Origin of the sequence: Enterobacter sp. JMULE2 (genome assembly GCF_013337145.1) — a bacterium.
In the GTDB taxonomy this organism is placed as follows: Bacteria; Pseudomonadota; Gammaproteobacteria; order Enterobacterales; family Enterobacteriaceae; genus Enterobacter; species Enterobacter mori.
On sequence record NZ_SGWD01000013.1, the window covers coordinates 345,430 to 367,318 of the forward strand.

Consider the following 21,889-nt stretch of genomic DNA (forward strand, 5'->3'; position numbering starts at 1 on the left):
AATTCTGCCGCTGCGCGCAGGTTTTCTACTCCCCATCGGGAAAAAAAATTACACTTTTTGCGCCGGGAGCTCATGACGAGCGCAAACCGGCCCAGGATAACGCCGCGTGTGTATGGAACACGCGCAAAACAGGAGCCTTCTATGATTCATCTCGATACGTTGTCGACCCTTGTTGCCGCAACGCTGGTCTTACTGCTTGGCCGTAAGCTGGTACATAGCGTTTCCCTTCTGAAGAAATACACCATTCCTGAACCTGTCGCCGGTGGCCTGCTGGTGGCGCTGGCCCTGCTGATACTGAAAAAAAGCATGGGCTGGGAAATCGATTTTGATATGTCCCTGAAAGACCCGCTGATGCTGGCCTTCTTTGCCACCATCGGTCTGAACGCCAATCTGGCGAGCCTGCGCTCGGGCGGTAAAGTGCTCGGCGTATTCCTGATTGTGGTGGTGGGGCTGTTGCTGATGCAAAACGCCATTGGCATCGGCATGGCAACGCTGCTGGGGCTGGATCCGCTGATGGGGCTGCTGGCAGGGTCGATTACGCTGTCAGGCGGTCACGGTACCGGGGCGGCGTGGAGTAAATTGTTCGTCGAGCGCTACGGTTTTGAAAACGCGACGGAAGTGGCGATGGCCTGTGCGACCTTTGGTCTGGTGCTGGGTGGCCTGATTGGCGGTCCGGTGGCGCGATATCTGGTTAAGCACTCCACCACGCCGAACGGCAGACCTGACGATGAGTTGGTCCCGACCGCGTTCGAAAAACCGGACGTCGGGCGCAGCATTACCTCGCTGGTGCTGATTGAAACCATCGCGATGATCGCCATCTGCCTGACCGTGGGCAAAGTGGTTGCGCAATGGCTGGCGGGTTCCGCATTTGAACTGCCGACGTTTGTTTGCGTGCTGTTTATCGGGGTGATCCTGAGCAACGGTCTGGCGCTGATGGGCTTCTACCGCGTGTTTGAACGGGCGGTATCGGTGCTCGGCAACGTCTGCCTGTCGCTGTTCCTGGCGATGGCGCTGATGAGCCTCAAACTGTGGGAGCTGGCCTCGCTGGCGCTGCCGATGGTGGCGATACTGGCGGTGCAGGCGCTGTTTATGGCGCTGTACGCCATGTTCGTGACCTGGCGCATGATGGGTAAAAACTACGATGCGGCGGTGCTGGCGGCGGGTCACTGCGGGTTTGGTCTGGGGGCTACCCCAACGGCTATCGCCAACATGCAGGCGATCACTGAACGGTTCGGGCCATCGCACATGGCGTTTCTGGTAGTCCCGATGGTCGGGGCGTTCTTCATTGATATCGTCAACGCGCTGGTGATTAAGCTGTACCTGATGCTGCCGATGTTTGCCTGAAATCAGGCGTTGGAGTAGCGCTCGGTTTCCGGCATCCAGCGCTCAATTAACGCTGCCGCCTGTTCGGGGTAGCGTTCATGAATATGGCGAGCCAGGCGCTGAACTTCGGGGATCATCGCCTGATCGCGCAGCAAATCCGCCACTTTGAATTCGGCGTTCCCGGTCTGGCGCGTTCCCAGTAGTTCGCCCGGGCCGCGGATCTCCAGGTCTTTTTGCGCAATCACAAAACCGTCGTTGCTGTCGCGCAGCACCTGCAACCGCATCTGGGCGGTTTTCGAGAGCGGGGCTTTGTAGAGCAGTACGCAGTGGGACGCTACCGCGCCACGGCCAACGCGCCCGCGCAGCTGGTGGAGCTGGGCAAGGCCGAGACGTTCCGGGTTTTCGATGATCATCAGGCTGGAATTGGGGACGTCCACGCCGACTTCGATCACCGTGGTGGCGATCAGCAGATGTAAATCACCCTGTTTGAACGACTGCATCACCGCCTGTTTTTCGGCGGGCTTCATGCGTCCGTGAACCAGACCCACGTTCAGCTCCGGCAGCGCCAGCTTAAGCTCTTCCCACGTTGCTTCGGCAGCTTGCGCTTCCAGCAGTTCAGACTCTTCAATAAGCGTACAGACCCAGTAGGCCTGACGGCCTTCGTGGGTGCAGGCGTTGCGCACGCGGTCGATGATATCGCTGCGGCGCGTGTCAGGAATGGCGACCGTTGTGACCGGGGTACGGCCCGGCGGCAGTTCGTCGATGGTGGAGGTATCCAGATCGGCATAGGCGGTCATCGCCAGGGTGCGCGGAATCGGTGTAGCGGTCATGATCAGCTGATGCGGGTGGAAGCCCTGCTGCAGACCTTTTTCCCATAATGCCAGACGCTGATGCACGCCGAAGCGGTGCTGCTCGTCGATAATCACCAGCGCAAGACCGTTAAACTGCACCTGCTCCTGGAAGATAGCGTGCGTGCCGACAATCATCTGCACCTGCCCGCTGGCAATGGCTTCCTGTTGCGCAAGGCGCGCTTTGCCTTTTTGCTTCCCGGCAAGCCAGCCCACTTCAATGCCCAGCGGCGCGAACCAGGCGCGGAAATTGTTGGCGTGCTGTTCAGCCAGCAGTTCGGTCGGCGCCATCAGCGCCACCTGCTTGCCGTGGGCAATCGCGCGCAGGGCCGCCAGGGCGGCAACCAGCGTTTTGCCGGAACCCACGTCGCCCTGCACCAGGCGCATCATCGGCACGTCGAGTGCCATATCGCGTTCAATCTCGGCGGTGACGCGCGCCTGCGCGCCGGTGGGTTTAAACGGCAGCGAGGCCAGCAGCTTATCTTTGAGCTCATCACGCGGGCTTAATGGCTGGGCGTGGAAACGCTGTGCGCCAGCGCGAAGCGCCAGCATGCTCAGGTTATGCGCCAGTAATTCCTCAAGGATAAGACGCCGTTGGGCGGGGTGTTTGCCGCTGTCTAAATCGCTGAGCTGCAGCGTTGGCGGCGGGCGGTGCAGGGTGCGCAGCGCCTCGGGCAGGCTCATCATGCCCTGCGCCAGCTCGGGTGGCAGCAGCTCGGTGATAGCGCAGGTATCCAGCAGCTCCAGCGCCTGATCGGTGAGTTTACGCAGCGTCGCCTGCTTGATGCCTTCCGTCGTCGGGTAAACCGGGGTGAGCGTCTCCTGCAGCTCCGGCGTACTGAGATCGCCCTGTACGCGGTACTCCGGGTGGATCATCTCTGCGCCGTACTTCCCGCGTTTGGCCTCGCCATAGGCCAGCACCCTGCGGCCCGTCGCCAGGCTGTTTTTCATCGCCGCGTTGAAGTTGAAAAAACGCATGGTGAGAATACCGGTGCCGTCGCTTATCTGGCAGGTCATCATCCGGCGTCCGCCGAAGGTGATGTTGCAGTTCAGGACTTCGCCTTCAACGGTGGCGTAAATGGCGGGAAGGAGATCGCCAATCTTGTAGAGCTGGGTGCGGTCTTCGTAACGCAGGGGGAGGTGAAGCAGGAGATCCTGCACGGTGTGCAGGCCAATTTTTGCCAGCTTATTGCTTTGCGCCGCGCCCACGCCCGTCAGGCTGTTTAGCGGGATGGCATCCAGCAGGCGGCCTTTCATCGCTTACCCGGCGTACTGCATGGTGGCCCACCACTCGGCATCGGCTTCAATTTCGCCCTGCGCGTTGACGTGGGGGTAAGGCAATTTTTTCTGCTTCGCAACGCGAGCCAGAACCGGATAACCGCCTTCAAAAAGCAGGCGCTGCTGTTCCTCTTCCGGCAGCATGCTGTTGCTGCGCTCGTACATCCCGGCGTTCTGACGCTGGCGCTGCGCTTCATACAAAATGAGCGCAGACGCCACGGAGACGTTCAAAGACTGCACCATGCCGATCATCGGAATGATGATGTCCCGATCCGCCAGATCCAGCGCTTCCTGAGAGATCCCGGTTTTCTCCTGACCCATCAAAATGCAGGTCGGGCGGGTGTAGTCGATCTCGCGGAAATCTACGGCTTTAGCGGACAGGTTAGTGGCAAGGATCTGCATCCCGCGCCCTTTCAGGTGCGATACGGCTTCGCCAATGGTGTGATGATTTTTGACAGACACCCAGCTGTTGCTGCCTGCCGCCGCCGAGACCGTATTGCGCATGCGGCCGTCCGGCCAGACGGCGTGCACTTCATGCACGCCGACGGCATCTGCGGTACGAACGATAGCAGAGACGTTATGAGGTTTATGCACCTGCTCCATGCAGACCGTCAGGTCAGGCTGACGCCTGGCGAGCATTTCGCAGATACGTGCATAACGTTGTGAATTCATAAACCTAGTTTCGGTTTCGGGTGACTTTAATCACGTCCGGCATGACGCGGATCTTGCGCATAATATTCGCCAGATGCACCCGGTCGCGGGCGGTCAGACGAATAAAGGCGCTGTACACGCGGCCATCTTTTTCTTCCGTATTCAGACTCTGAATATTGGAAGAGGCCGTGTTGATCGCTGCCGTCAGGTTTGCCAGGGCACCCTGGTGGTTGAACATATCCACCTTAATTTCGGTGATAAATTCCTGCGCGGTCTCTTTATCCCACTCGACCGCCATAAACTTCTCGGCTTCTTTCTGGTAGCCGCGAATGTTACGACAGGACTCGTGGTGGATAACCAGCCCTTTACCCGGGCTGACGTGCGCAATAATCGGGTCGCCAGGAATTGGGCGGCAACATTTTGCGAAGGTGATCAGCACCCCGTCCGCGCCTTTAATCGGCAGGTGTCCGTGGCTTTGCGTCGTTGCAGGCACCGCTGTTGTGTCGCCTTGCTGCAGGTTCTTCGCCACCACCACGCTCATGGCGTTGCCGAGGCCAATCTCTGCCAGCAGATCGTCAAGCGAGGCGAGCTTCATGCGCTCCAGTTCACGCTGGACGTTCTCCTGTGGAATTTCAGCCAGCTTACGGCTGCCGCCCAACGCGTGGTTGAGCAGACGACGCCCCAGGCTGACGGAATCATCACGCTTGAGGTTTTTCAGCAGCTGGCGAATTTTGGCGCGTGCTTTAGAGCTCACAACAAAGTTCAGCCAGGCCGCGTTCGGACGTGCGCCCGGCGCGGTAATAATTTCTACCGTCTGACCGCTGGAGAGCGGCTGAGACAGCGGATAAGGTTGTCTGTCGACACGCGCGCCGACGCAGGCATGCCCGATGTCGGTATGCACGGCGTAAGCGAAGTCGACCGGCGTTGCGCCCGCAGGCAGTTCGACAATGCGACCTTCTGGGGTGAAAACGTAAATCTCATCCGGGAAGAGATCGGATTTAACGCTCTCAATAAATTCAAACGAGCTACCCGCACTCTGCTGAAGCTCCAGCAGGCTCTGCATCCAGCGCTGGGCGCGGATTTGTGCGGTCGTGCTGCTTTCGCCACCGTGCTCTTTATACGCCCAGTGTGCGGCAACACCCATCTCTGCCATCTGGTCCATGTCTTCGGTGCGAATTTGCACCTCAACAGGCACGCCGTGTGGCCCGATCATCGAGGTGTGCAAAGATTGATAGCCGTTCGCTTTTGGAATGGCGATGTAATCTTTCATGCGACCCGGACGCGGTTTGTAGAGGCTGTGCATCTGCCCCAGCACGCGATAGCAGGTGTCGGAGTCGTGGACGATCACGCGAAAGGCGTAGATATCCATGATCGAGTGAAAACGCTGCTCTTTGAGCACCATTTTGCAGTAGATGGAGTACAAATGTTTCTCGCGACCGCTGACGCGGCACGGGATCCCCGCTTCCTGCAAGCGCCCTTCGATTTCCGAGAGGATTTTTTGAATCATCTCTTTACGGTTACCGCGTGCGGCTTTCACCACCTCTTTAATCACGCGATAGCGGTTCGGGTACAACGCTTCAAAACCCAGCTCTTCCAGCTCGGTTTTAATGTGATGAATACCTAAACGGTGCGCCAGCGGGCTGTAGATTTCGAGGGTTTCACGGGCAATGCGGCGACGTTTATCCGGGCGAAGTGAGCCCAGCGTGCGCATATTGTGGGTACGGTCAGCGAGTTTGATGAGAATGACGCGGATATCCTGCACCATTGCCATAATCATCTTGCGGAAGTTTTCGGCTTGCGCCTCTTTCTTGTCGCGGAAATTCAGCTTATCAAGCTTAGAGACCCCTTCCACCAGTTCGGCAACGCTTTTGCCAAACAGCTGTTCCATGTCCTGATAAGTGGCAGGGGTATCTTCGATCACGTCGTGCAGCAGAGCGGCCATCAGCGTTTCGTAGTCGAGTTTCATCTCGGCCAGAATACAGGCCACCGCTACCGGGTGCGTGATATAGGGTTCACCGCTTGAACGTGTCTGGCCCTCGTGAGCGTCACGTGCAACGAGATACGCCTGCTGAAGACGCTTAATTTGGTCTTCAGGCAGGTAGGTTTGAATCAGTTGATTCAGGCTTTCAAACAGATACAAGGGCGACCCGCAGGTTTAATTAACGACGACCTTCAGCAATAGCGGTTACGGCCTGCAGTTCTGCGGCTTCCTGCTCTTGCTGCTCCTGGCGCTCACGCACGTCGAGGATCTGGTTGTTGATCAGACCTTCTTCGATTTCGCGAAGTGCAATAACGGTGGTTTTATCGTTTTCTTCCGGTACCAGCGGATCTTTACCGCCTACCTGCATCTGACGAGCGCGACGCGCGGCGACCAGCACCAGGTCAAAACGGTTACCAATTTTCTCTACAGCGTCCTGAACAGTTACGCGTGCCATACTTAAAATGCTCCACAGGTGAAGAAATGACTGGGCATGATACTGAAAGTGGGTTCAGTCTGCCAACAGTTTGGTGATTAATGCGTCATGTCGCTGCTTCTGGCGGCTCATACGCAGGCGTTCTGCACGAAGAATGGTTTTGAGATCGCTCAGCGCGGCATCAAAATCATCATTCACAATAAGGTAATCATATTCCGCGTAATGGCTCATTTCTGCAACAGCCTGTTCCATACGCTTTGCGATGACTTCTTCGCTGTCCTGACCGCGGCCACGCAGGCGGCGATCAAGTTCATCTTTCGATGGTGGTAAAATAAAGATACTGCGCGAGTCAGGCATTTTCTTGCGAATTTGCTGCGCGCCCTGCCAGTCGATATCCAGGAACACGTTTACACCGGTTGCCAGAACCTGCTCAATGGTTTCACGCGAGGTGCCGTAGTAGTTACCGAACACTTCAGCATGTTCAAGAAACGCGTCTCTGCCGATCATCGCTCTGAATTCGTCGTGATCTACAAAGAAATAGTGTTCACCGTGCACTTCACCCGGACGCGGCTGGCGCGTGGTGTGAGAAACAGAAACCTGTGTGTCGTACAACGGTTGGGTTTTTAACAGTGCCTGAATAAGGCTGGATTTACCCGCGCCACTTGGGGCAGAAACAATATAAAGCGTGCCTTGAGCCATGAGAGTCTTTTGTATGTGTTAACGAAGAAGTCCTACATACGGGCTTATTATACACGTCGGCGCACCGTGACGTAGCCTTTGTCACACTTTTTCCCCTGGATTATTGATTTTTGCGTGTCGTTTTCCGGTTTTACCTGCGGTTTGCAGAAATAAAAAGAAACCCTGGATAGCGCCTCGCAAAGCGAAAGGTTGCCGTTAGCGTTGTTTCGATCGTCAGGTTATACCTCCTGCAACGCAAAGGAGGAGTAGCAATGTGGCGATGGATAAGCGGATTACTGGTGTTGTGGTGTGGCTATGGCGCGGCGGTGTGTCCGGTATGGTCGCAGACAAAAGCAGAGAAAGAGATTGCGTCGTTAAGCGCGCAGATCAAACGCTGGGATGATGCCTACTGGAAGCAGGGGGTAAGCGATGTTAATGACGACGTGTACGACCAGCTTAACGCACGGTTAGCCCAGTGGCAGCGGTGTTTTGGCAGCGAGCCTTCAGAAGAGAGACTCCCCGCGCTGACGGGGAGCGTAAAACATCCTGTTGCCCATACGGGCGTGCATAAAGTGACCAGCAAAGAGGAACTGAGACAGTGGATGCGTGCCCGACAGCATCTGTGGCTGCAACCCAAAGTTGACGGTGTGGCGGTGACGCTGGTCTATCGTGACGGAAAGTTAATCCAGGCTATCAGTCGCGGTGATGGCCTGAAAGGGGAAGACTGGACCGGGAAGGTGCGTTTAATCCCGTCTCTGCCGCAAAAGCTCACCGGCACGCTGGCGAATAGCGTCTTACAGGGCGAACTTTTCTGGTTACACGACAACCACATTCAGAGCCAGATGGGCGGAATGAACGCTCGCGCAAAGGTGGCGGGTGCGATGATGCGGCAAAAGGATAACGCGCTCCTGAGCAAGATCGGCGTATTCATCTGGGCCTGGCCGGATGGGCCGAAAGATATGAAGACTTCGTTGGTTGAGCTGTCTAAAGCCGGTTTTTCGCTCTCAGCGCGGTATACGCTTCCCGCTGAATCTGTTGATGCCGTCGAAAAACAGCGCGCGGCCTGGCACGAGACCGGATTACCCTTTGCCACGGATGGCATTGTGGTGCGTTCGGAGGATGAACCTGCGGGCGAAAGCTGGTTGCCTGGTGAAGGAAACTGGGTTGTCGCGTGGAAATATTCTCCTGTTTCGCAGCTTGCTGAGGTAAAGAATATCCAGTTTTCTGTAGGACGAACGGGCAAGGTGTCCGTCGTTGCAGGGCTTGAGCCTGTGCGACTGGATGATAAACAGGTGCGACGAGTCAGTTTGGGGTCGGTTGGGCGTTGGCAGAGACTGGATATCGCCCAAGGCGATCAGGTGCTGATCAGTCTCGCCGGACAGGGTATTCCGCGCCTGGATAAGGTGGTCTGGCGAGGGGCGGACAGACAAAAACCGCAGCCTCCTGACTCGCAATACCATTCATTAAGCTGTTTTTATGCCTCGCCGGACTGCATGGAGCAGTTTTTTGCCCGGCTAACATGGCTCAGTTCTAAACAGGGGCTGGATATTGAAGGTTTAGGGGAGTCCGGCTGGCGTACGCTCTGGCAGGCTCATCATTTCGAACATATCTTTTCATGGCTGTTATTAACACAGGCGCAGCTTCAGGCCACGCCGGGGTTTTCTGCGGCGCGCGGGCTTGCGCTCTGGCATCGTTTTAATCAGATGCGGGAACAACCTTTTATCCGTTGGATTAGCGCGATGGGCGCTCCGCTATCCAAATCGACACTGAACGCTATCGATGGGCGATCGTGGCAGGCAATGAGCCAGAAAAGCTCTGCCGACTGGCAAACCTTGCCGGGAACTGGAGAGGAGAAAGCGCGGCAAATCATGAACTGGATGCACGTGCCTCAGGTTGACGTGCTGGCGAAGTGGCTCGCTGAGCAGCACATCAACGGATTTTGACATCAGTGCGCGCTGTGCTTGTAGTGAAAAACGGGCAGCCCGAGCTTCAGACGCAGCGCCAGCATGCGGGCCGTAAAGCCAAACAGCAGCGTCGAGATGACCACTACATCATGGTTCGAAACGTAATGCTGCAAGGCGATATAGAGTACCGCTGCGGCAAAGGAGATCCCGGCATAGAGCTCTTTTTGAAAGACCAGGGGAATACGTTTGCAGAACATGTCACGCAATACTCCGCCAAATACGCCCGTGACCACGGCGGCAATGGTGGCGATAACCGGCCCTTCACCCATATCAAGCGCGATTTGCGCACCGATGATTGAAAAGACGATCAGCCCCAGCGCATCAAGCACCAGGAACAGACGGCGCAGGTGGGGCATAACGGGTGCCACAATGGTGGTGAGCACGGCGGCCGTCGCCACGATAATCACGTACTCAGGGTGTTTAACCCAGCCGAGCGGGTAATGACCAAGCAGGATATCGCGCACGGAACCGCCGCCCAGCGCGGTCGCTGTGGCAATAATAATCACGCCGAAGGTGTCCATACGGCGACGTCCGGCTGCAAGCGCGCCGGTCATGGCTTCTGCGGTGATGCCAATGAGATAAAGAACGTGAAGCAGCATATACCCTCCGGTGTGAACGCGGGGGAGGTTAGCGATTTGTGCGTAAGATCACGATTGAGATTTTCTAAGGCGAGTCAGTTTGCCCTATAAATTTTTATCACATTTGTCTGAACAGGCTTGATGAAGGGCGGAGGGTGGGAAAATTGAGCGTCAGGATGGATTAGAAATAGTAATGGGTGGTGCGGCCGACACCACCCGAAAGGCATTACTCGATATTCTGGATCTGCTCGCGCATCTGCTCAATCAGCACCTTCAGCTCAATTGCTGAATTCGTCACGTCTGCATTGATCGACTTAGACGCCAGGGTGTTCGACTCGCGGTTGAACTCCTGCATCATAAAGTCCAGACGGCGACCTACAGCTTCTTTCTTCTTCAGAATGTTGTAGGTTTCTTTAACGTGCGCTTCCAGACGGTCCAGCTCTTCAGCGACGTCAACACGCTGCGCCATCAGCACCAGCTCTTGTTCCAGACGGGTGTTTTCCAGCTGAACTTCCGCTTCTTCCAGTTTGGAGACCAGGCGCTCGCGCTGCCACTGCAGCACTTCCGGCATATGGGTGCGGACTTTGGCTACTTCGGTGCTCACGCCTTCAAGGCGCTGCTCAATCATCGCTTTCAGCGCCTGACCTTCGGTTTCACGGGCCACGATAAAGTCGTCCAGCGTGCCGTCGAGGGCTGCCAGGATTTCAGCGGCGATGGCATCCAGATCCTGCTCACCGGCAGCCATGACGCCAGGCCAGCGCAGAATATCAACCGGGTTGATTTCGCCTTCATCGCTCTGCATTTTGACCCAGTTCGCCGCATTCACGAGCTGTTTCGCCAGCTTTTCGTTAAGAATCAACTCGCCTTGCGCGCTGGCATCAGGCTCAAAGCGCAGGTTGCATTCCACTTTGCCGCGCGTCAGACGCGTACGGATACGCTCGCGTACGACAGGCTCAAGGCTGCGGAACTGCTCCGGCATACGGAAATACGTTTCCAGGTAACGCTGGTTTACCGAGCGCATTTCCCATGTGGCGCTGCCCCAGCTACCCTTGATTTCACGCCGGGCGTAGGCGGTCATACTGCGGATCATAGACATTCCCGTTTTTAAAGGAGAGATGGGGGGATTATAGCTTTCAGGGCTTTGTCAGGATAGGAATAAGCGCGTTTAATCCGTATAATGCGCAGCCACATTCGTTTCAAGCCGGAGAATCCATCATGCGTCCATCAGGTCGTAGCGCCAACCAGGTGCGTCCCGTCACCCTGACCCGTAACTATACAAAACACGCTGAAGGCTCCGTGCTGGTTGAGTTTGGTGACACTAAAGTTTTGTGCACGGCCTCTATCGAAGAAGGCGTTCCGCGCTTCCTGAAAGGTCAGGGCCAGGGCTGGATCACCGCTGAGTACGGCATGCTGCCGCGTGCGACCCATACCCGTAATGCCCGCGAAGCGGCAAAGGGTAAGCAGGGCGGTCGTACCATGGAGATTCAGCGTCTGATCGCGCGTGCGCTGCGCGCCGCCGTTGACCTGAAAATCCTCGGTGAATTTACCATCACGCTGGACTGCGATGTCATTCAGGCAGACGGCGGTACGCGTACGGCGTCCATTACCGGTGCCTGCGTGGCGCTGGCGGATGCCCTGAACAAGCTGGTTGCGGCCGGTAAGCTGAAAACCAATCCAATGAAAGGCATGGTCGCGGCGGTTTCCGTGGGTATCGTTAACGGTGAAGCGCTTTGCGATCTGGAATACGTTGAGGATTCCGCTGCCGAAACCGACATGAACGTGGTGATGACTGAAGACGGTCGAATCATTGAAGTACAGGGCACGGCAGAAGGCGAGCCGTTCACCCACGAAGAGCTTCTCTCTCTGCTGGCGTTGGCCCGAGGGGGAATCGAATCCATTGTAACGACGCAGAAAGCGGCGTTAGAAAATTGATTTTAAAGGCGACCAATGAGTCGCCTTTTTTTTGCCTGTAAGACAGAAAAACCAAAGGAGCGAATCCATGAAATCGTATCAGCGCCAGTTTATTGAGTTTGCGCTTAACAAGCAGGTACTTAAGTTTGGCGAGTTTACGCTGAAATCCGGGCGTAAGAGCCCCTATTTCTTCAACGCCGGGCTGTTTAATACCGGGCGCGATCTGGCGCTGTTAGGCCGTTTCTATGCCGAAGCGCTGGTGGATTCCGGAATTGATTTCGACCTGCTGTTTGGTCCGGCCTACAAAGGTATTCCGATTGCGACCACCACCGCGGTGGCGCTGGCTGAACACCATGACCGCGATGTGCCGTACTGCTTTAACCGTAAAGAGGCCAAAACCCATGGTGAAGGCGGGAATCTGGTCGGCAGCGCGCTGCAGGGCCGCGTTATGCTGGTGGACGATGTGATCACCGCGGGCACGGCGATCCGCGAATCGATGGAGATTATCCAGGCCAACGGTGCGACGCTGGCTGGCGTGCTGATTTCTCTGGATCGTCAGGAGCGTGGTCGCGGTGAAATTTCCGCTATTCAGGAAGTTGAGCGCGATTACAGCTGCAAAGTGACGTCGATTATCACCCTGAAAGACCTGATTGCCTATCTGGAAGAGAAGCCGGAGATGGCGGATCATCTGGCGGCGGTACGTGCGTACCGGGAAGAGTTCGGCGTGTAATTGAATTGCCCGGTGGCGCGACGCTTACCGGGCCTGCGTATTTCGTAGGCCGGATAAGGCGAAGCCGCCATCCGGCAACGGTGTTACTGCAACTGAGCAGCCACTAACGGCCAGCGGGCGTCAAAATCGTCCGTTGGTCGGTATTTGAATTCGCTGCGCACAAAACGGGAGAGCATCCCTTCGCAAAACGCCAGGATCTGGCTCGCCAGCAGCGTCTCATCAATGGTGTACCCTTCGCCTTCACGCATTTTCTTTTCGCGCAGTACCTGGCGCAGCTGCGCTTCAATACGTTCGAAAAGCTGGTTAATGCGCCCCTGCAGCCTGTCCTGCTCGAACATCAGCGCGTGGCCGGTGAGGATACGGGTTAAGCCCGGATTGCGTTCACCAAAGCCCAGGATTAACAGCACAATCAGACGCAGACGCGCGGTGGTGTCTTTTTCGTCTTTCAGAATCAGGTTGATGCGCGTGATCAGGCTGTCTTCAATAAACTCGATCAGGCTGTCGAACATCCGGGTCTTGCTCGGAAAATGACGGTACAGCGCCGCCTCAGACACGCCTACAGAGGCGGCCAGTTTAGCGGTAGTGATGCGTTGACTGCCATCGCTGGATTCAAGCATCAGAGCCAGAGACTGAAGTATTTCTTCGCGACGATTCCTTTTCGCGGTTTGTTTTTCTACCATGTTACAAAATACCCCTGAAAATAAGCACTTGCCAGGCTGGCATCCACACAGCGACCGCAAACTGACGTTTGCGGTTTGTTATTGCATTATGGCGCTGTGAGATGCGTATCTATCGGACGGTTATTTACGCCCGGAATGGCCGAAGCCGCCTTCGCCACGGTCGGTGGCGTCGAAGTCTGCCACCAGGTTAAATTCTGCCTGCACAACCGGTACGAAGACCATCTGCGCAATACGCTCGCCCGGTTCAATAGTGAAGCTGTCCTGACCACGGTTCCAGACGGACACCATCAGCTGACCCTGATAGTCAGAGTCGATCAGGCCGACCAGGTTACCCAGTACGACGCCATGCTTATGGCCCAGACCAGAACGCGGCAGGATTACCGCCGCCAGAGACGGGTCAGCAATGTGAATTGCCAGGCCTGTCGGGATCAGGGTGGTTGCACCTGGAGCCAGTTCTACGGCGTCATCGAGACAGGCGCGCAGGTCAAGACCGGCAGAGCCGGAGGTGGCATAGGTCGGCAGCGGAAATTGCTCGCCAACACGCGGGTCCAGAATCTTAACGTCGATTTTTTTCATCATAACGGGTAACGATCTCGTCCAGTAATTGTTGGCCCAGGAGTTCCTTGCGCTCAAGCGGTAAGACTTTATCTCCATCCTGCCAGAAAAGGTGCAGTGCATTGCTGTCGCTGTTAAATCCTTGCGTGGCCAGCGATACGTCGTTCGCGCAAATCAAATCAAGGTTTTTGCGAGTACGTTTTTGCCGGGCATATTCTTCCACATTATTTGTTTCTGCGGCAAACCCAACAACGTAAGGACGATGGCTTTTCAGTGCGGCGACACCCGCAACGATATCCGGGTTTTTCACCATTTTTATCGTTAATTCATCACCTTGCTTTTTGATTTTGGCGTCTGCAATGGTCTCTGCACGGTAATCCGCTACGGCCGCACAGCCGATAAAAATCTGCTGGTTTTGCGCATGGGCCTGCACGGCGGCTTCCATTTCCAACGCGGTGGTGACGTCAATGCGCTGAACGAACGGCGGTGTCGGCAGTGAGACCGGGCCGCTCACCAGCGTGACGTTCGCGCCGCGTTTTGCAGCAGCAGCAGCAATGGCAAAGCCCATCTTGCCGGAGCTGTGGTTAGTGATGTAACGCACCGGGTCCAGCGGTTCGCGCGTGGGGCCCGCGGTAATCATGATGTTGAGATGTTGCAGATCGTTGACAGGCGAAAAATGGGCTGCAGCCATATCAACAATCGTCAGCGGGTCCAGCATACGACCCGGGCCAACATCGCCACACGCCTGGCTGCCGCTGTCCGGGCCCCAGATAAGCAGGCCGCGTGATGCCAGCGTCTCCAGATTGTGCTGGGTGGCTGCGTTACGGTACATCTGCTGGTTCATAGCGGGCACGACGGCGACTGGCGCAGGTGTCGCGAGGCAAATGGTCGAGACCAGATCGTTCGCCATGCCCGCCGCCACGCGGGCAATCAAATCGGCCGTGGCGGGGGCAAGAATCACCAGATCTGCCCATTTCCCAAGCTCAATGTGGCCCATCGCCGCTTCTGCAGCAGGGTCAAGCAGGCTGTCGGATACCGGGTACCCCGAGACAGCCTGCAGGCTCAGAGGCGTGATAAAGGCTTTGCCACCTTCGGTTATCGCGACCCGCACATTCGCTCCGCGCTCGCGCAGACGACGCACCAGGTCCGGCGCTTTATAGGCTGCAATACCGCCGCTCACGCCAAGAACGATTTTTTTACCGGCCAGGCTCATCATGATTCTTTCCTGTTGGGTTTCACCAGAGAGCGGGCATTTTATCACAATCACAAAAACGGGGTGATTTTGTCCTTCGTTCACTTTGCGAGGCGTTACGCAAGAACGAAAAGTCAGCGTCGAGCCCCGGATTGGCCTGTGGCAGCATGATGACAAACAGAAGGAGGCTGGGCATGGAAGAGACGGAACTGCTGTTACCGCGCGAAAAACTGCTGCGATATGGCGTCACCTTGTTAAAAGACGATGAGCTGCTGGCGCTCTTTTTGCGTACGGGTACGCAGGGGAAAACGGTATTTACGCTGGCAAAAGAGCTGATAGAACATTTCGGTTCACTGCATGGTTTGCTGACCGCCGATCTGGCAGCGTTTGCGCAGGTTGAGGGGATTGGCGTGGCGAAATATGCCCAGCTGAGGGGGATTGCTGAACTTGCCCGCCGTTTTTACAATGTCCGTATGGAGGAGGAAGATCCGATCCTTACCCCGGCGATGACCCGCGAATTCCTGCAAAGCCAGCTGTCAGATATGGAGCGGGAGATCTTCATGGTGATCTTTCTCGACAATAAGAACCGGGTGCTGAAACACACTCAACTTTTCTCTGGAACCTTGACCCACGTAGAGGTTTATCCGCGAGAAATTGTGCGGGAAGCGATAAAAGTGAATGCAGCCGGCGTGATCCTCGCGCATAATCACCCCTCTGGCTGTGCAGAACCGAGCAGAGCGGACAAAGAAATCACCGAACGCATTATCAAATGCTGTCAATTCATGGACATTCGTGTGCTGGACCATCTGATAATTGGCCGCGGAGAGTACATTTCTTTTGCGGAACGTGGTTGGATTTAGACCCTTTCTCGCGATCCATCGGGATCTTTGTCTGTTCGGGACTTGAGCACACCGCCGAGTCAGCGTATACTACGCCACCTTTGAGAATCTCGGGTTTGGCATTTGGGCCTGGCAATCGAGAGTTCACTTAGAACTATGCGATGACCGGGCTGTAAAGCCTGACGAGGCGCCGATACCCCATACGAAGCTCGAGCTAATTTGATTTTTGGAGAATAGACATGTCCCGAGTCTGCCAAGTTACTGGCAAGCGTCCGGTGACCGGTAACAACCGTTCCCACGCACTGAACGCGACTAAACGCCGTTTCCTGCCGAACCTGCACTCTCACCGTTTCTGGGTTGAGAGCGAGAAGCGTTTTGTCACCCTGCGTGTATCTGCTAAAGGTATGCGTGTTATTGATAAGAAAGGCATCGATACAGTTCTGTCCGAACTGCGTGCCCGTGGCGAAAAGTACTAAGTACTTAAAGAGGAAATAAATCATGGCTAAAGGTATTCGCGAGAAAATCAAGCTGGTTTCTTCTGCTGGTACAGGTCACTTCTACACCACCACGAAGAACAAACGTACTAAGCCGGAAAAACTGGAACTGAAAAAATTCGATCCAGTTGTACGCCAGCACGTACTGTACAAAGAAGCTAAAATCAAATAATTTTAGTCTCCTTGTATTGAAAAACCCCGCATCTGCGGGGTTTTTTGCATTCTGCATCTCAACGGAGGAACCATGCCTGAATTACCTGAGGTAGAGACCAGCCGTCGCGGCATTGAGCCCCATCTGGTCGGCGCAACCATTCTTCACGCAGTTGTCCGTAATGGGCGTCTGCGCTGGCCGGTGTCCGATGAGATCCACGCGTTAAGTGACAAACCCGTCCTTAGCGTGCAGCGTCGCGCCAAGTACCTGCTGCTGGAGCTGCCTGACGGCTGGATTATTATCCATCTGGGAATGTCCGGGAGCCTGCGCATCCTTACTGAAGAGCTGCCTGCGGAAAAGCACGATCACGTTGACCTGGTGATGAGCAACGGCAAAGTGCTGCGTTACACCGACCCGCGGCGTTTTGGCGCATGGCTGTGGACGAAGGAGCTGGAAGGGCACAACGTGCTGGCGCATCTCGGGCCTGAACCGCTGTCAGATGCGTTTAATGCGGAATACCTGAAAGAGAAGTGCGCAAAGAAAAAGACCCCGATTAAGCCCTGGCTGATGGATAACAAGCTGGTGGTCGGCGTGGGGAATATTTACGCTAGCGAATCGCTGTTTGCGGCCGGGATCCATCCCGATCGGCTGGCCTCTTCGCTGTCGTCGCAAGAGTGCGAACTGCTGGTCAGAGTGATTAAAGCGGTGCTGCTGCGCTCTATTGAGCAGGGCGGGACGACGCTGAAGGACTTCCTGCAAAGCGACGGGAAGCCGGGCTATTTTGCCCAGGAGCTGCAGGTATATGGCCGTAAGGGTGAACCGTGCAGAGCCTGCGGGACGCCAATTATTGCCACGAAGCACGCCCAGCGCGCCACGTTCTATTGCCGTCAGTGCCAGAAATAGCGTTACTTTAACTTTTCCATCAAGGCCTGGTGGACGTTAACCGGCAGGAAGTGGGTGACGTCGCCGTGATGACGCGCCACCTCTTTTACCAGCGTGGAAGAGATAAACGACCACTCTTTGGAGGGCATCAGGAACACGCTCTCCAGCTCTGGCATCAGATGGCGGTTCATGTGCGCCAGCTGCATTTCATACTCAAAGTCTGCTACCGCGCGTAAACCCCGGATCAGAATGTTTGCCTGCTGAGCGCGGGCGAAGTTAGCCATCAGGTCGCTAAACCCAACCACCTCAACGTTCGGCAGATGCGAAATGGCATCGGTGGCGAGCGTAACGCGCTCGTTCAGGTCAAACATCGGCTTCTTGCTGGGGCTGGCGGCAATCGCCAGGATCACCTTGTCGAACATGCATGCCGCACGGGTGATGATATCAACATGACCGTTGGTGATCGGATCGAAGGTACCCGGATAAATCGCTTTTGTGCTCATGGCTCACGTTTTCTCAGAGTAGCCGCGGCAGAGCGCCCACAGCTCGGTGTATTTGTTGAAAGTATACTGGGCATTGACCACTGCGAGTAACCAGCCCTGTTTACCGTCCAGCACGCCGCCGCGCAGCAGCAGCGTTTTCAGAAACGCGCCCAGTGTGTGGGTGAAGATACCCGTCAGCGAGGCCTTCTTGCCGCGCTGGTGACGCTCCTGCGCCCATGCGGTGGCATAGTTGAGCTGTTTACGCTGGAAGCTCGCGAAATCACGGCAGGTCAGGTGCAGCAAATCGCCCGTCAGGGGGATGACCTGCGCGCTATTGCAGCTCAGGGATTCATGGACCAGATTGTCGTTGTACTGATACCGCTCGCGCTCGTAGAGGCGCATCACGCGGTCAGGATACCACCCGCTGTGGCGCATAAAGCGACCAAGAAAGTAGTTGCGGCGGGCAATGCTGTATACCGCACCTGGCTGAGGCGAGGAAAGTACCGTTTGAATAGCCTGCTGCAGTTCTGGTGTGATGCGTTCGTCAGTGTCGAGCATTAACACATAATCGCCGGTGGCATATTCCTGCGCGCGCTGGCGCTGAATGCCATAACCTTGCCAGTCAGTATTGGTATAGATTTTTGCGCCCGCCGCGCGGGCGACATCTACCGTGTTGTCCGTGCTGCCGGAGTCCAGGATGACGATTTCATCAGCCCAGGCGACGGAGGCCAGGCAGTCCGGAAGTAGGTCGGCGGCGTTTTTGGCGATCATCACGACCGACAGACGCGTTGACATTAGTGGCTCCGCTGAGGCAGATAAGGTTGCAGAAGCTGCAGCAGACGGGTCAGTGCGCCCTGGTTCTGGTGCAGTACTTCGACGGCATGACGCCCGTACCACAGGCGATAATCTTCGTCAGTCAGAAGGGTAGATACCTCTTTGACCACCGAATCCGCGTCGGTCACGGTAATTAAACCATCGGCCTGCTGCAATTTCGCGCAGATATCTTTGAAGTTAAACGTGTGCGGTCCCATCAGTACCGGAATGGCGTGTGCTGCCGGTTCCAGTGGGTTATGACCGCCGCGCTCGACCAGGCTGCCGCCGACGAAAGCGAGGTCAGCAATGCCGTATAAAAGCATCAACTCGCCCATCGTATCGCCAATCACTACCTGAGTGCTGCCGGAAGGGATCTCACCGCTGCTGCGCAGGGTGTAGCTGAAACCCCCTTTTTGCACCATATCGCGGGCATCTTTGAAGCGCTCAGGATGGCGAGGCACGAGGATAAGCAGTAAATCAGGGAATGTTTCCAGCAACTTACGGTGCGCCTGGAGGATGATCTCTTCTTCGCCGTCGTGGGTGCTGGTCGCAATCCAGACCTGACGTCGCGGGGCCCACTGGCGACGCAGCGTGATCGCACGGGCGGCGAGTTCAGGCGTGACGGAAATATCGAATTTAAGGCTGCCCGTTACCGCAAGCTGGTTGCGTTTCAGGCCTAGCGCGATGAAGCGCGCCGCATCTTCTTCATTTTGCGCCGCAATCAAGGTGATTTTACTCAGAAGGCGACGCATAAATTTGCCCAGCTTGCCGTACCCTTTCGCCGAGCGCTCAGACAGACGGGCATTAGCGATAACCAACGGGATCTTACGGGCATGGAGGGCAGAAATCATATTCGGCCACAGCTCGGTTTCCATCACGATCACCAGTTTCGGGCGAACGGTATTCAGGAAACGGTTCATGGCGCAGGGCAGATCGTAAGGCAGATAGACGTGATGCACGTCTTTTCCGAAAGCGGATAACGCACGCTCAGAGCCGGTGGGCGTCATGGTCGTGACGGTGATCGGCAGTGACGGGTATCGGTGACGCAGGGCGCGAACCAGCGGGATAGCCGCCAGCGTTTCACCAACTGACACGGAATGGAGCAAAATACCGTCCGGGGCAACTTTATTACGGCAGTAGCCATAGCGTTCAGCCCAGCGTTTTCGATACGCGGGTGCTTTACGGCTACGAAGCAACAGTCGCAGCCACACCAGTGGCTGAATGAGATAGAGCAGGGCGGTATACAACAATTCCAATCGATTATCCGTTTTTTTAGTTTCGGCGGGCAAATTCTAAGCATTTAAGCCAGGTAAAGCTATCTCTTATGCCAGATACCGCTTTAAGCGGAAGTAACGGCGGCCCAGTCGCCAGCGCAAACGCGGACTTTTTGCACTTTTCCAGATGAGTTTCCAGATGCCCGTTTCGAAGAACTCTTTAATAATCATGGATTTCTTCTTCTCATCCTTCATGTTGTCGAAGGTGTGAATAATCCCCAGTCCCTCTTTGGCGATTTGCCAGTGGCAGGCCGGGATACCTTTCACTTTATCCGGGTAGCGCTGATTGATGGCATCAAGCATCTGCAGGATTTTCATGTAATGGCGCGCCGAGCGAATGAGCGTGTCGTCATTGTCCGGCATATGGGACACCGATGCGGAGTGAATGTAGTAGTCATAATAACGTTCACTGGTGTACTGAACCCGCTCTGCCGCGAGCAGCACTTCAGTCGTCCACGGGATATCCTGATGGCGCAGGCCGGGTTCGAAATGGAAACTGTGTTTACGGATAAAGTCGTGGCGATAGATATTCAACCAGGTGACGTGGAGGAACTTACGAGAATCCAGCGCCATCTTTAACCATGCCGCGCCAGTCATCACGCCTGTCGAGGCCAGTTTGTCCTCAGGGAAAATCGGGCGCGAGGGTTTTTTATTATTTTCCCAGACGTAGTTCCCGTTACAGGTGGCGACGTCCAGATCCTGCGTAACGGCCATTTCCAGCAGATGCTGATACATGCCGGGTTTAAAGACATCATCAATATCCGGGAAGGAAAGATATTGACCCGTCGCGATGGCCAGACCGCTATTCCGCGCGATGGAGACACCCTGGTTTTGCTGCTCAATGACCTGCAGCTGCGGCAGCTTTTCTCGCCAGTTGTCGACGATCTCCATCGAGCGGTCAGTGGAGCCGTCATTAACGATGATGACTTCCATACTGTCGATGCGTTGATTGACAAGGCAGGTAAAGAACTGATCCAGGAACGCTTCACCGTTATAAACGGCAACCACCACGCTTAATAATGGCGCTGAATTTTGCATAAGAAACCTGATTATTATGGATTGTCGACCAAAGCAATATATTGCTGGCAGATAGCATTGATGCCGAACGATGCGATCGTTGCGCGATCAACGACTGGCGGAGAGGCATAGATATCTGCCAGCGTTTTTGCCAGTGACTCATCATTTAATGCTGTCAGCCCGCGCGCTAAGTCGCCTGTGAGGATTTCAGCGGGTCCACCCGGGCAGTTTGTACTGACGGGCGGTGTCTGACAGATAATGGATTCGACCAATACATTACCAAAACCTTCACAGTCAGAGCTTAACACTAAGAGGCGTGCGCCTTTGATCCATGGATAGGGATTGGGCTGGAATGGACGGAAAACAATTTTGTTTTCAATGCCCAGCTCGGTAGCCAGCTGTTTTAGTTTTTGAATTTTAGCGTCGGCGCCATTTCCCATCATGACCAGTGTTGTCTCTATCTGGCTCAGCGCAAAGGCGCGTAAGAGACGATCGTGACGTTTATGCTCGTGGAAGCGACCGACGTGAATAAGGTAATCCTGTCCCTGCATCTCATAGGGTTCGTCCGCCAGACGCTGGATTTCTGGAATATCGAAAGGATTATGGATAACTGCCTGGCGACGAAGATCGATTGCCAGCGTTTCCGAGAGGTCTTTCAACACGGCGGCTGAGACGGCCACAACATTGCGGTTTTCGTAGGTATGACGAATCTTATAATGTTTAAACCAGCGCGAAAGACCGCTGCGATGGCGCAGATAGGAGAACGAGAACATGCCATGTACGCAGAACCAGACTTTATCGCGTTCCAGTGCGCGGCAGTGCGCCACGATGCGGTCAGTTTTATGCAGGTGGGAGAACACCACATCAAATTTTCCACTGCGTTCAGCCTGCTTAATCGCATTATCCAGCAGTCGGGCGCGGCGCGGGATCTCCGTCAGCTTCCGCCACGGCTTTTTACACGTATCCTGAATAACCTGAAAATCGATGCCTTCCGGGATGGCGTAGTCGCACACTTTCCGCAGGGAGAACAGGGAGACCTGATGCCCCATTTCGATCAATCCGCTGGAAAGTGTAAGAACTGTTTTTTCAGCTCCTCCACCGGGTAAACCATCAATAATCATTAGGATGCGCATTT

Annotated in this window: 23 protein-coding genes; 8 read left to right on the forward strand and 15 right to left on the reverse strand. The window is 55.6% G+C overall.

What is annotated here, in order from left to right; all coding sequences use genetic code 11:
• Positions 1-141: 141 nt before the first annotated feature.
• Positions 142-1,344 carry a sodium/glutamate symporter gene (gene gltS / locus EXW94_RS13895; protein ID WP_108417283.1) on the forward strand — a complete coding sequence of 401 codons (1,203 nt, stop codon included), beginning with the start codon at positions 142-144 and terminating at the stop codon, positions 1,342-1,344.
• 2 nt (positions 1,345-1,346) lie between these two features.
• Here the strand turns inward: gltS and recG are convergent, their stop codons facing one another.
• The 5 genes from recG to gmk are packed head-to-tail and all read right to left on the reverse strand — an operon-like array spanning position 1,347 to position 7,213.
• Positions 1,347-3,428: an ATP-dependent DNA helicase RecG gene (recG, locus tag EXW94_RS13900; RefSeq protein WP_174340344.1), complete on the reverse strand. Its 2,082-nt coding sequence runs from the start codon at positions 3,426-3,428 to the stop codon at positions 1,347-1,349.
• A gap of 3 nt (positions 3,429-3,431) precedes the next feature.
• Positions 3,432-4,121: a tRNA (guanosine(18)-2'-O)-methyltransferase TrmH gene (gene trmH, locus EXW94_RS13905; protein WP_042714440.1), complete on the reverse strand. Its 690-nt coding sequence runs from the start codon at positions 4,119-4,121 to the stop codon at positions 3,432-3,434.
• A gap of 4 nt (positions 4,122-4,125) precedes the next feature.
• Positions 4,126-6,240 (reverse strand): bifunctional GTP diphosphokinase/guanosine-3',5'-bis pyrophosphate 3'-pyrophosphohydrolase, encoded by a 2,115-nt coding sequence (spoT, locus tag EXW94_RS13910; protein ID WP_023309883.1) that lies wholly within the window; start codon positions 6,238-6,240, stop codon positions 4,126-4,128.
• A 19-nt stretch (positions 6,241-6,259) separates the two neighbouring features.
• On the reverse strand, positions 6,260-6,535 hold the full coding sequence (gene rpoZ / locus EXW94_RS13915; RefSeq protein WP_000135058.1) for a DNA-directed RNA polymerase subunit omega: 276 nt from the start codon (positions 6,533-6,535) through the stop codon (positions 6,260-6,262).
• A gap of 54 nt (positions 6,536-6,589) precedes the next feature.
• Entirely contained in the window at positions 6,590-7,213 is a 624-nt protein-coding gene (gene gmk / locus EXW94_RS13920) for a guanylate kinase (RefSeq protein WP_008502674.1), read from the reverse strand.
• 251 nt (positions 7,214-7,464) lie between these two features.
• Between gmk and ligB the strand changes: the two genes are divergently transcribed.
• The gene (ligB, locus tag EXW94_RS13925) at positions 7,465-9,135 is read left to right on the forward strand and encodes an NAD-dependent DNA ligase LigB (RefSeq protein ID WP_174340345.1); all 1,671 of its coding nucleotides are present in this window, start codon (positions 7,465-7,467) and stop codon (positions 9,133-9,135) included.
• A gap of 2 nt (positions 9,136-9,137) precedes the next feature.
• Here the strand turns inward: ligB and EXW94_RS13930 are convergent, their stop codons facing one another.
• The gene (locus EXW94_RS13930; protein ID WP_010426435.1) at positions 9,138-9,755 is read right to left on the reverse strand and encodes a trimeric intracellular cation channel family protein; all 618 of its coding nucleotides are present in this window, start codon (positions 9,753-9,755) and stop codon (positions 9,138-9,140) included.
• 205 nt (positions 9,756-9,960) lie between these two features.
• Entirely contained in the window at positions 9,961-10,824 is an 864-nt protein-coding gene (locus EXW94_RS13935) for a YicC/YloC family endoribonuclease (RefSeq protein WP_010426433.1), read from the reverse strand.
• A gap of 125 nt (positions 10,825-10,949) precedes the next feature.
• On the opposite strand from EXW94_RS13935, the gene rph reads away from it, so the two are divergent.
• On the forward strand, positions 10,950-11,666 hold the full coding sequence (rph, locus tag EXW94_RS13940) for a ribonuclease PH (protein ID WP_010426431.1): 717 nt from the start codon (positions 10,950-10,952) through the stop codon (positions 11,664-11,666).
• Positions 11,667-11,733: 67 nt separating this feature from the next.
• The gene (pyrE, locus tag EXW94_RS13945; RefSeq protein WP_010426430.1) at positions 11,734-12,375 is read left to right on the forward strand and encodes an orotate phosphoribosyltransferase; all 642 of its coding nucleotides are present in this window, start codon (positions 11,734-11,736) and stop codon (positions 12,373-12,375) included.
• An 83-nt stretch (positions 12,376-12,458) separates the two neighbouring features.
• Here pyrE and slmA read toward each other — a convergent pair whose 3' ends face one another.
• The 3 genes from slmA to coaBC all read right to left on the reverse strand — a co-directional run bounded on the left by slmA (position 12,459) and on the right by coaBC (position 14,823).
• Positions 12,459-13,055, reverse strand: coding sequence for a nucleoid occlusion factor SlmA (slmA, locus tag EXW94_RS13950; RefSeq protein WP_174340346.1), 597 nt, complete (start codon positions 13,053-13,055; stop codon positions 12,459-12,461).
• A 120-nt stretch (positions 13,056-13,175) separates the two neighbouring features.
• Entirely contained in the window at positions 13,176-13,634 is a 459-nt protein-coding gene (gene dut / locus EXW94_RS13955; protein ID WP_015570042.1) for a dUTP diphosphatase, read from the reverse strand.
• The gene (gene coaBC, locus EXW94_RS13960) at positions 13,612-14,823 is read right to left on the reverse strand and encodes a bifunctional phosphopantothenoylcysteine decarboxylase/phosphopantothenate--cysteine ligase CoaBC (protein ID WP_174340421.1); all 1,212 of its coding nucleotides are present in this window, start codon (positions 14,821-14,823) and stop codon (positions 13,612-13,614) included. The genes dut and coaBC overlap by 23 nt, the downstream gene beginning before the upstream one ends.
• A 173-nt stretch (positions 14,824-14,996) precedes the next feature.
• Between coaBC and radC the strand changes: the two genes are divergently transcribed.
• The 4 genes from radC to mutM all read left to right on the forward strand — a co-directional run bounded on the left by radC (position 14,997) and on the right by mutM (position 17,189).
• On the forward strand, positions 14,997-15,662 hold the full coding sequence (gene radC / locus EXW94_RS13965; protein WP_174340347.1) for a DNA repair protein RadC: 666 nt from the start codon (positions 14,997-14,999) through the stop codon (positions 15,660-15,662).
• Between the two features lie 218 nt (positions 15,663-15,880).
• Positions 15,881-16,117: a 50S ribosomal protein L28 gene (gene rpmB, locus EXW94_RS13970; RefSeq protein ID WP_002436699.1), complete on the forward strand. Its 237-nt coding sequence runs from the start codon at positions 15,881-15,883 to the stop codon at positions 16,115-16,117.
• A gap of 22 nt (positions 16,118-16,139) precedes the next feature.
• On the forward strand, positions 16,140-16,307 hold the full coding sequence (gene rpmG / locus EXW94_RS13975; protein WP_003024094.1) for a 50S ribosomal protein L33: 168 nt from the start codon (positions 16,140-16,142) through the stop codon (positions 16,305-16,307).
• Positions 16,308-16,379: 72 nt separating this feature from the next.
• Positions 16,380-17,189, forward strand: a complete 810-nt coding sequence (mutM, locus tag EXW94_RS13980) for a bifunctional DNA-formamidopyrimidine glycosylase/DNA-(apurinic or apyrimidinic site) lyase (protein ID WP_174340348.1) — start codon at positions 16,380-16,382, stop codon at positions 17,187-17,189.
• A 2-nt stretch (positions 17,190-17,191) separates the two neighbouring features.
• Here the strand turns inward: mutM and coaD are convergent, their stop codons facing one another.
• From coaD to EXW94_RS14005, 5 genes are all read right to left on the reverse strand, one after another.
• A complete protein-coding gene (gene coaD, locus EXW94_RS13985) occupies positions 17,192-17,671 on the reverse strand; it encodes a pantetheine-phosphate adenylyltransferase (protein ID WP_042717767.1) in 480 nt (159 codons plus the stop codon).
• A gap of 3 nt (positions 17,672-17,674) precedes the next feature.
• The gene (locus tag EXW94_RS13990) at positions 17,675-18,445 is read right to left on the reverse strand and encodes a glycosyltransferase family 2 protein (RefSeq protein WP_174340349.1); all 771 of its coding nucleotides are present in this window, start codon (positions 18,443-18,445) and stop codon (positions 17,675-17,677) included.
• A complete protein-coding gene (gene waaA / locus EXW94_RS13995; protein WP_010426410.1) occupies positions 18,445-19,719 on the reverse strand; it encodes a lipid IV(A) 3-deoxy-D-manno-octulosonic acid transferase in 1,275 nt (424 codons plus the stop codon). The genes EXW94_RS13990 and waaA overlap by 1 nt, the downstream gene beginning before the upstream one ends.
• 66 nt (positions 19,720-19,785) lie before the next feature.
• Positions 19,786-20,775, reverse strand: a complete 990-nt coding sequence (locus tag EXW94_RS14000) for a glycosyltransferase (protein ID WP_120158951.1) — start codon at positions 20,773-20,775, stop codon at positions 19,786-19,788.
• Between the two features lie 14 nt (positions 20,776-20,789).
• Positions 20,790-21,887: a glycosyltransferase gene (locus tag EXW94_RS14005; protein WP_029484913.1), complete on the reverse strand. Its 1,098-nt coding sequence runs from the start codon at positions 21,885-21,887 to the stop codon at positions 20,790-20,792.
• Positions 21,888-21,889 lie beyond the last annotated feature (2 nt).

Coding starts and splice junctions, on each gene's coding strand:
- rpoZ (WP_000135058.1), bottom strand. CDS start 6,535: ATGGCACGCGTAACTGTTCAGGACGCTGTAGAGAAAATTGGTAACCGT.
- pyrE (WP_010426430.1), top strand. CDS start 11,734: ATGAAATCGTATCAGCGCCAGTTTATTGAGTTTGCGCTTAACAAGCAG.
- EXW94_RS13930 (WP_010426435.1), bottom strand. CDS start 9,755: ATGCTGCTTCACGTTCTTTATCTCATTGGCATCACCGCAGAAGCCATG.
- ligB (WP_174340345.1), top strand. CDS start 7,465: ATGTGGCGATGGATAAGCGGATTACTGGTGTTGTGGTGTGGCTATGGC.
- gmk (WP_008502674.1), bottom strand. CDS start 7,213: ATGGCTCAAGGCACGCTTTATATTGTTTCTGCCCCAAGTGGCGCGGGT.
- dut (WP_015570042.1), bottom strand. CDS start 13,634: ATGATGAAAAAAATCGACGTTAAGATTCTGGACCCGCGTGTTGGCGAG.
- EXW94_RS14000 (WP_120158951.1), bottom strand. CDS start 20,775: ATGCAAAATTCAGCGCCATTATTAAGCGTGGTGGTTGCCGTTTATAAC.
- EXW94_RS13990 (WP_174340349.1), bottom strand. CDS start 18,445: ATGTCAACGCGTCTGTCGGTCGTGATGATCGCCAAAAACGCCGCCGAC.
- EXW94_RS14005 (WP_029484913.1), bottom strand. CDS start 21,887: ATGCGCATCCTAATGATTATTGATGGTTTACCCGGTGGAGGAGCTGAA.
- gltS (WP_108417283.1), top strand. CDS start 142: ATGATTCATCTCGATACGTTGTCGACCCTTGTTGCCGCAACGCTGGTC.
- radC (WP_174340347.1), top strand. CDS start 14,997: ATGGAAGAGACGGAACTGCTGTTACCGCGCGAAAAACTGCTGCGATAT.
- coaD (WP_042717767.1), bottom strand. CDS start 17,671: ATGAGCACAAAAGCGATTTATCCGGGTACCTTCGATCCGATCACCAAC.
- trmH (WP_042714440.1), bottom strand. CDS start 4,121: ATGAATTCACAACGTTATGCACGTATCTGCGAAATGCTCGCCAGGCGT.
- mutM (WP_174340348.1), top strand. CDS start 16,380: ATGCCTGAATTACCTGAGGTAGAGACCAGCCGTCGCGGCATTGAGCCC.
- rpmG (WP_003024094.1), top strand. CDS start 16,140: ATGGCTAAAGGTATTCGCGAGAAAATCAAGCTGGTTTCTTCTGCTGGT.
- coaBC (WP_174340421.1), bottom strand. CDS start 14,823: ATGAGCCTGGCCGGTAAAAAAATCGTTCTTGGCGTGAGCGGCGGTATT.
- rph (WP_010426431.1), top strand. CDS start 10,950: ATGCGTCCATCAGGTCGTAGCGCCAACCAGGTGCGTCCCGTCACCCTG.
- slmA (WP_174340346.1), bottom strand. CDS start 13,055: ATGGTAGAAAAACAAACCGCGAAAAGGAATCGTCGCGAAGAAATACTT.
- EXW94_RS13935 (WP_010426433.1), bottom strand. CDS start 10,824: ATGATCCGCAGTATGACCGCCTACGCCCGGCGTGAAATCAAGGGTAGC.
- rpmB (WP_002436699.1), top strand. CDS start 15,881: ATGTCCCGAGTCTGCCAAGTTACTGGCAAGCGTCCGGTGACCGGTAAC.
- recG (WP_174340344.1), bottom strand. CDS start 3,428: ATGAAAGGCCGCCTGCTGGATGCCATCCCGCTAAACAGCCTGACGGGC.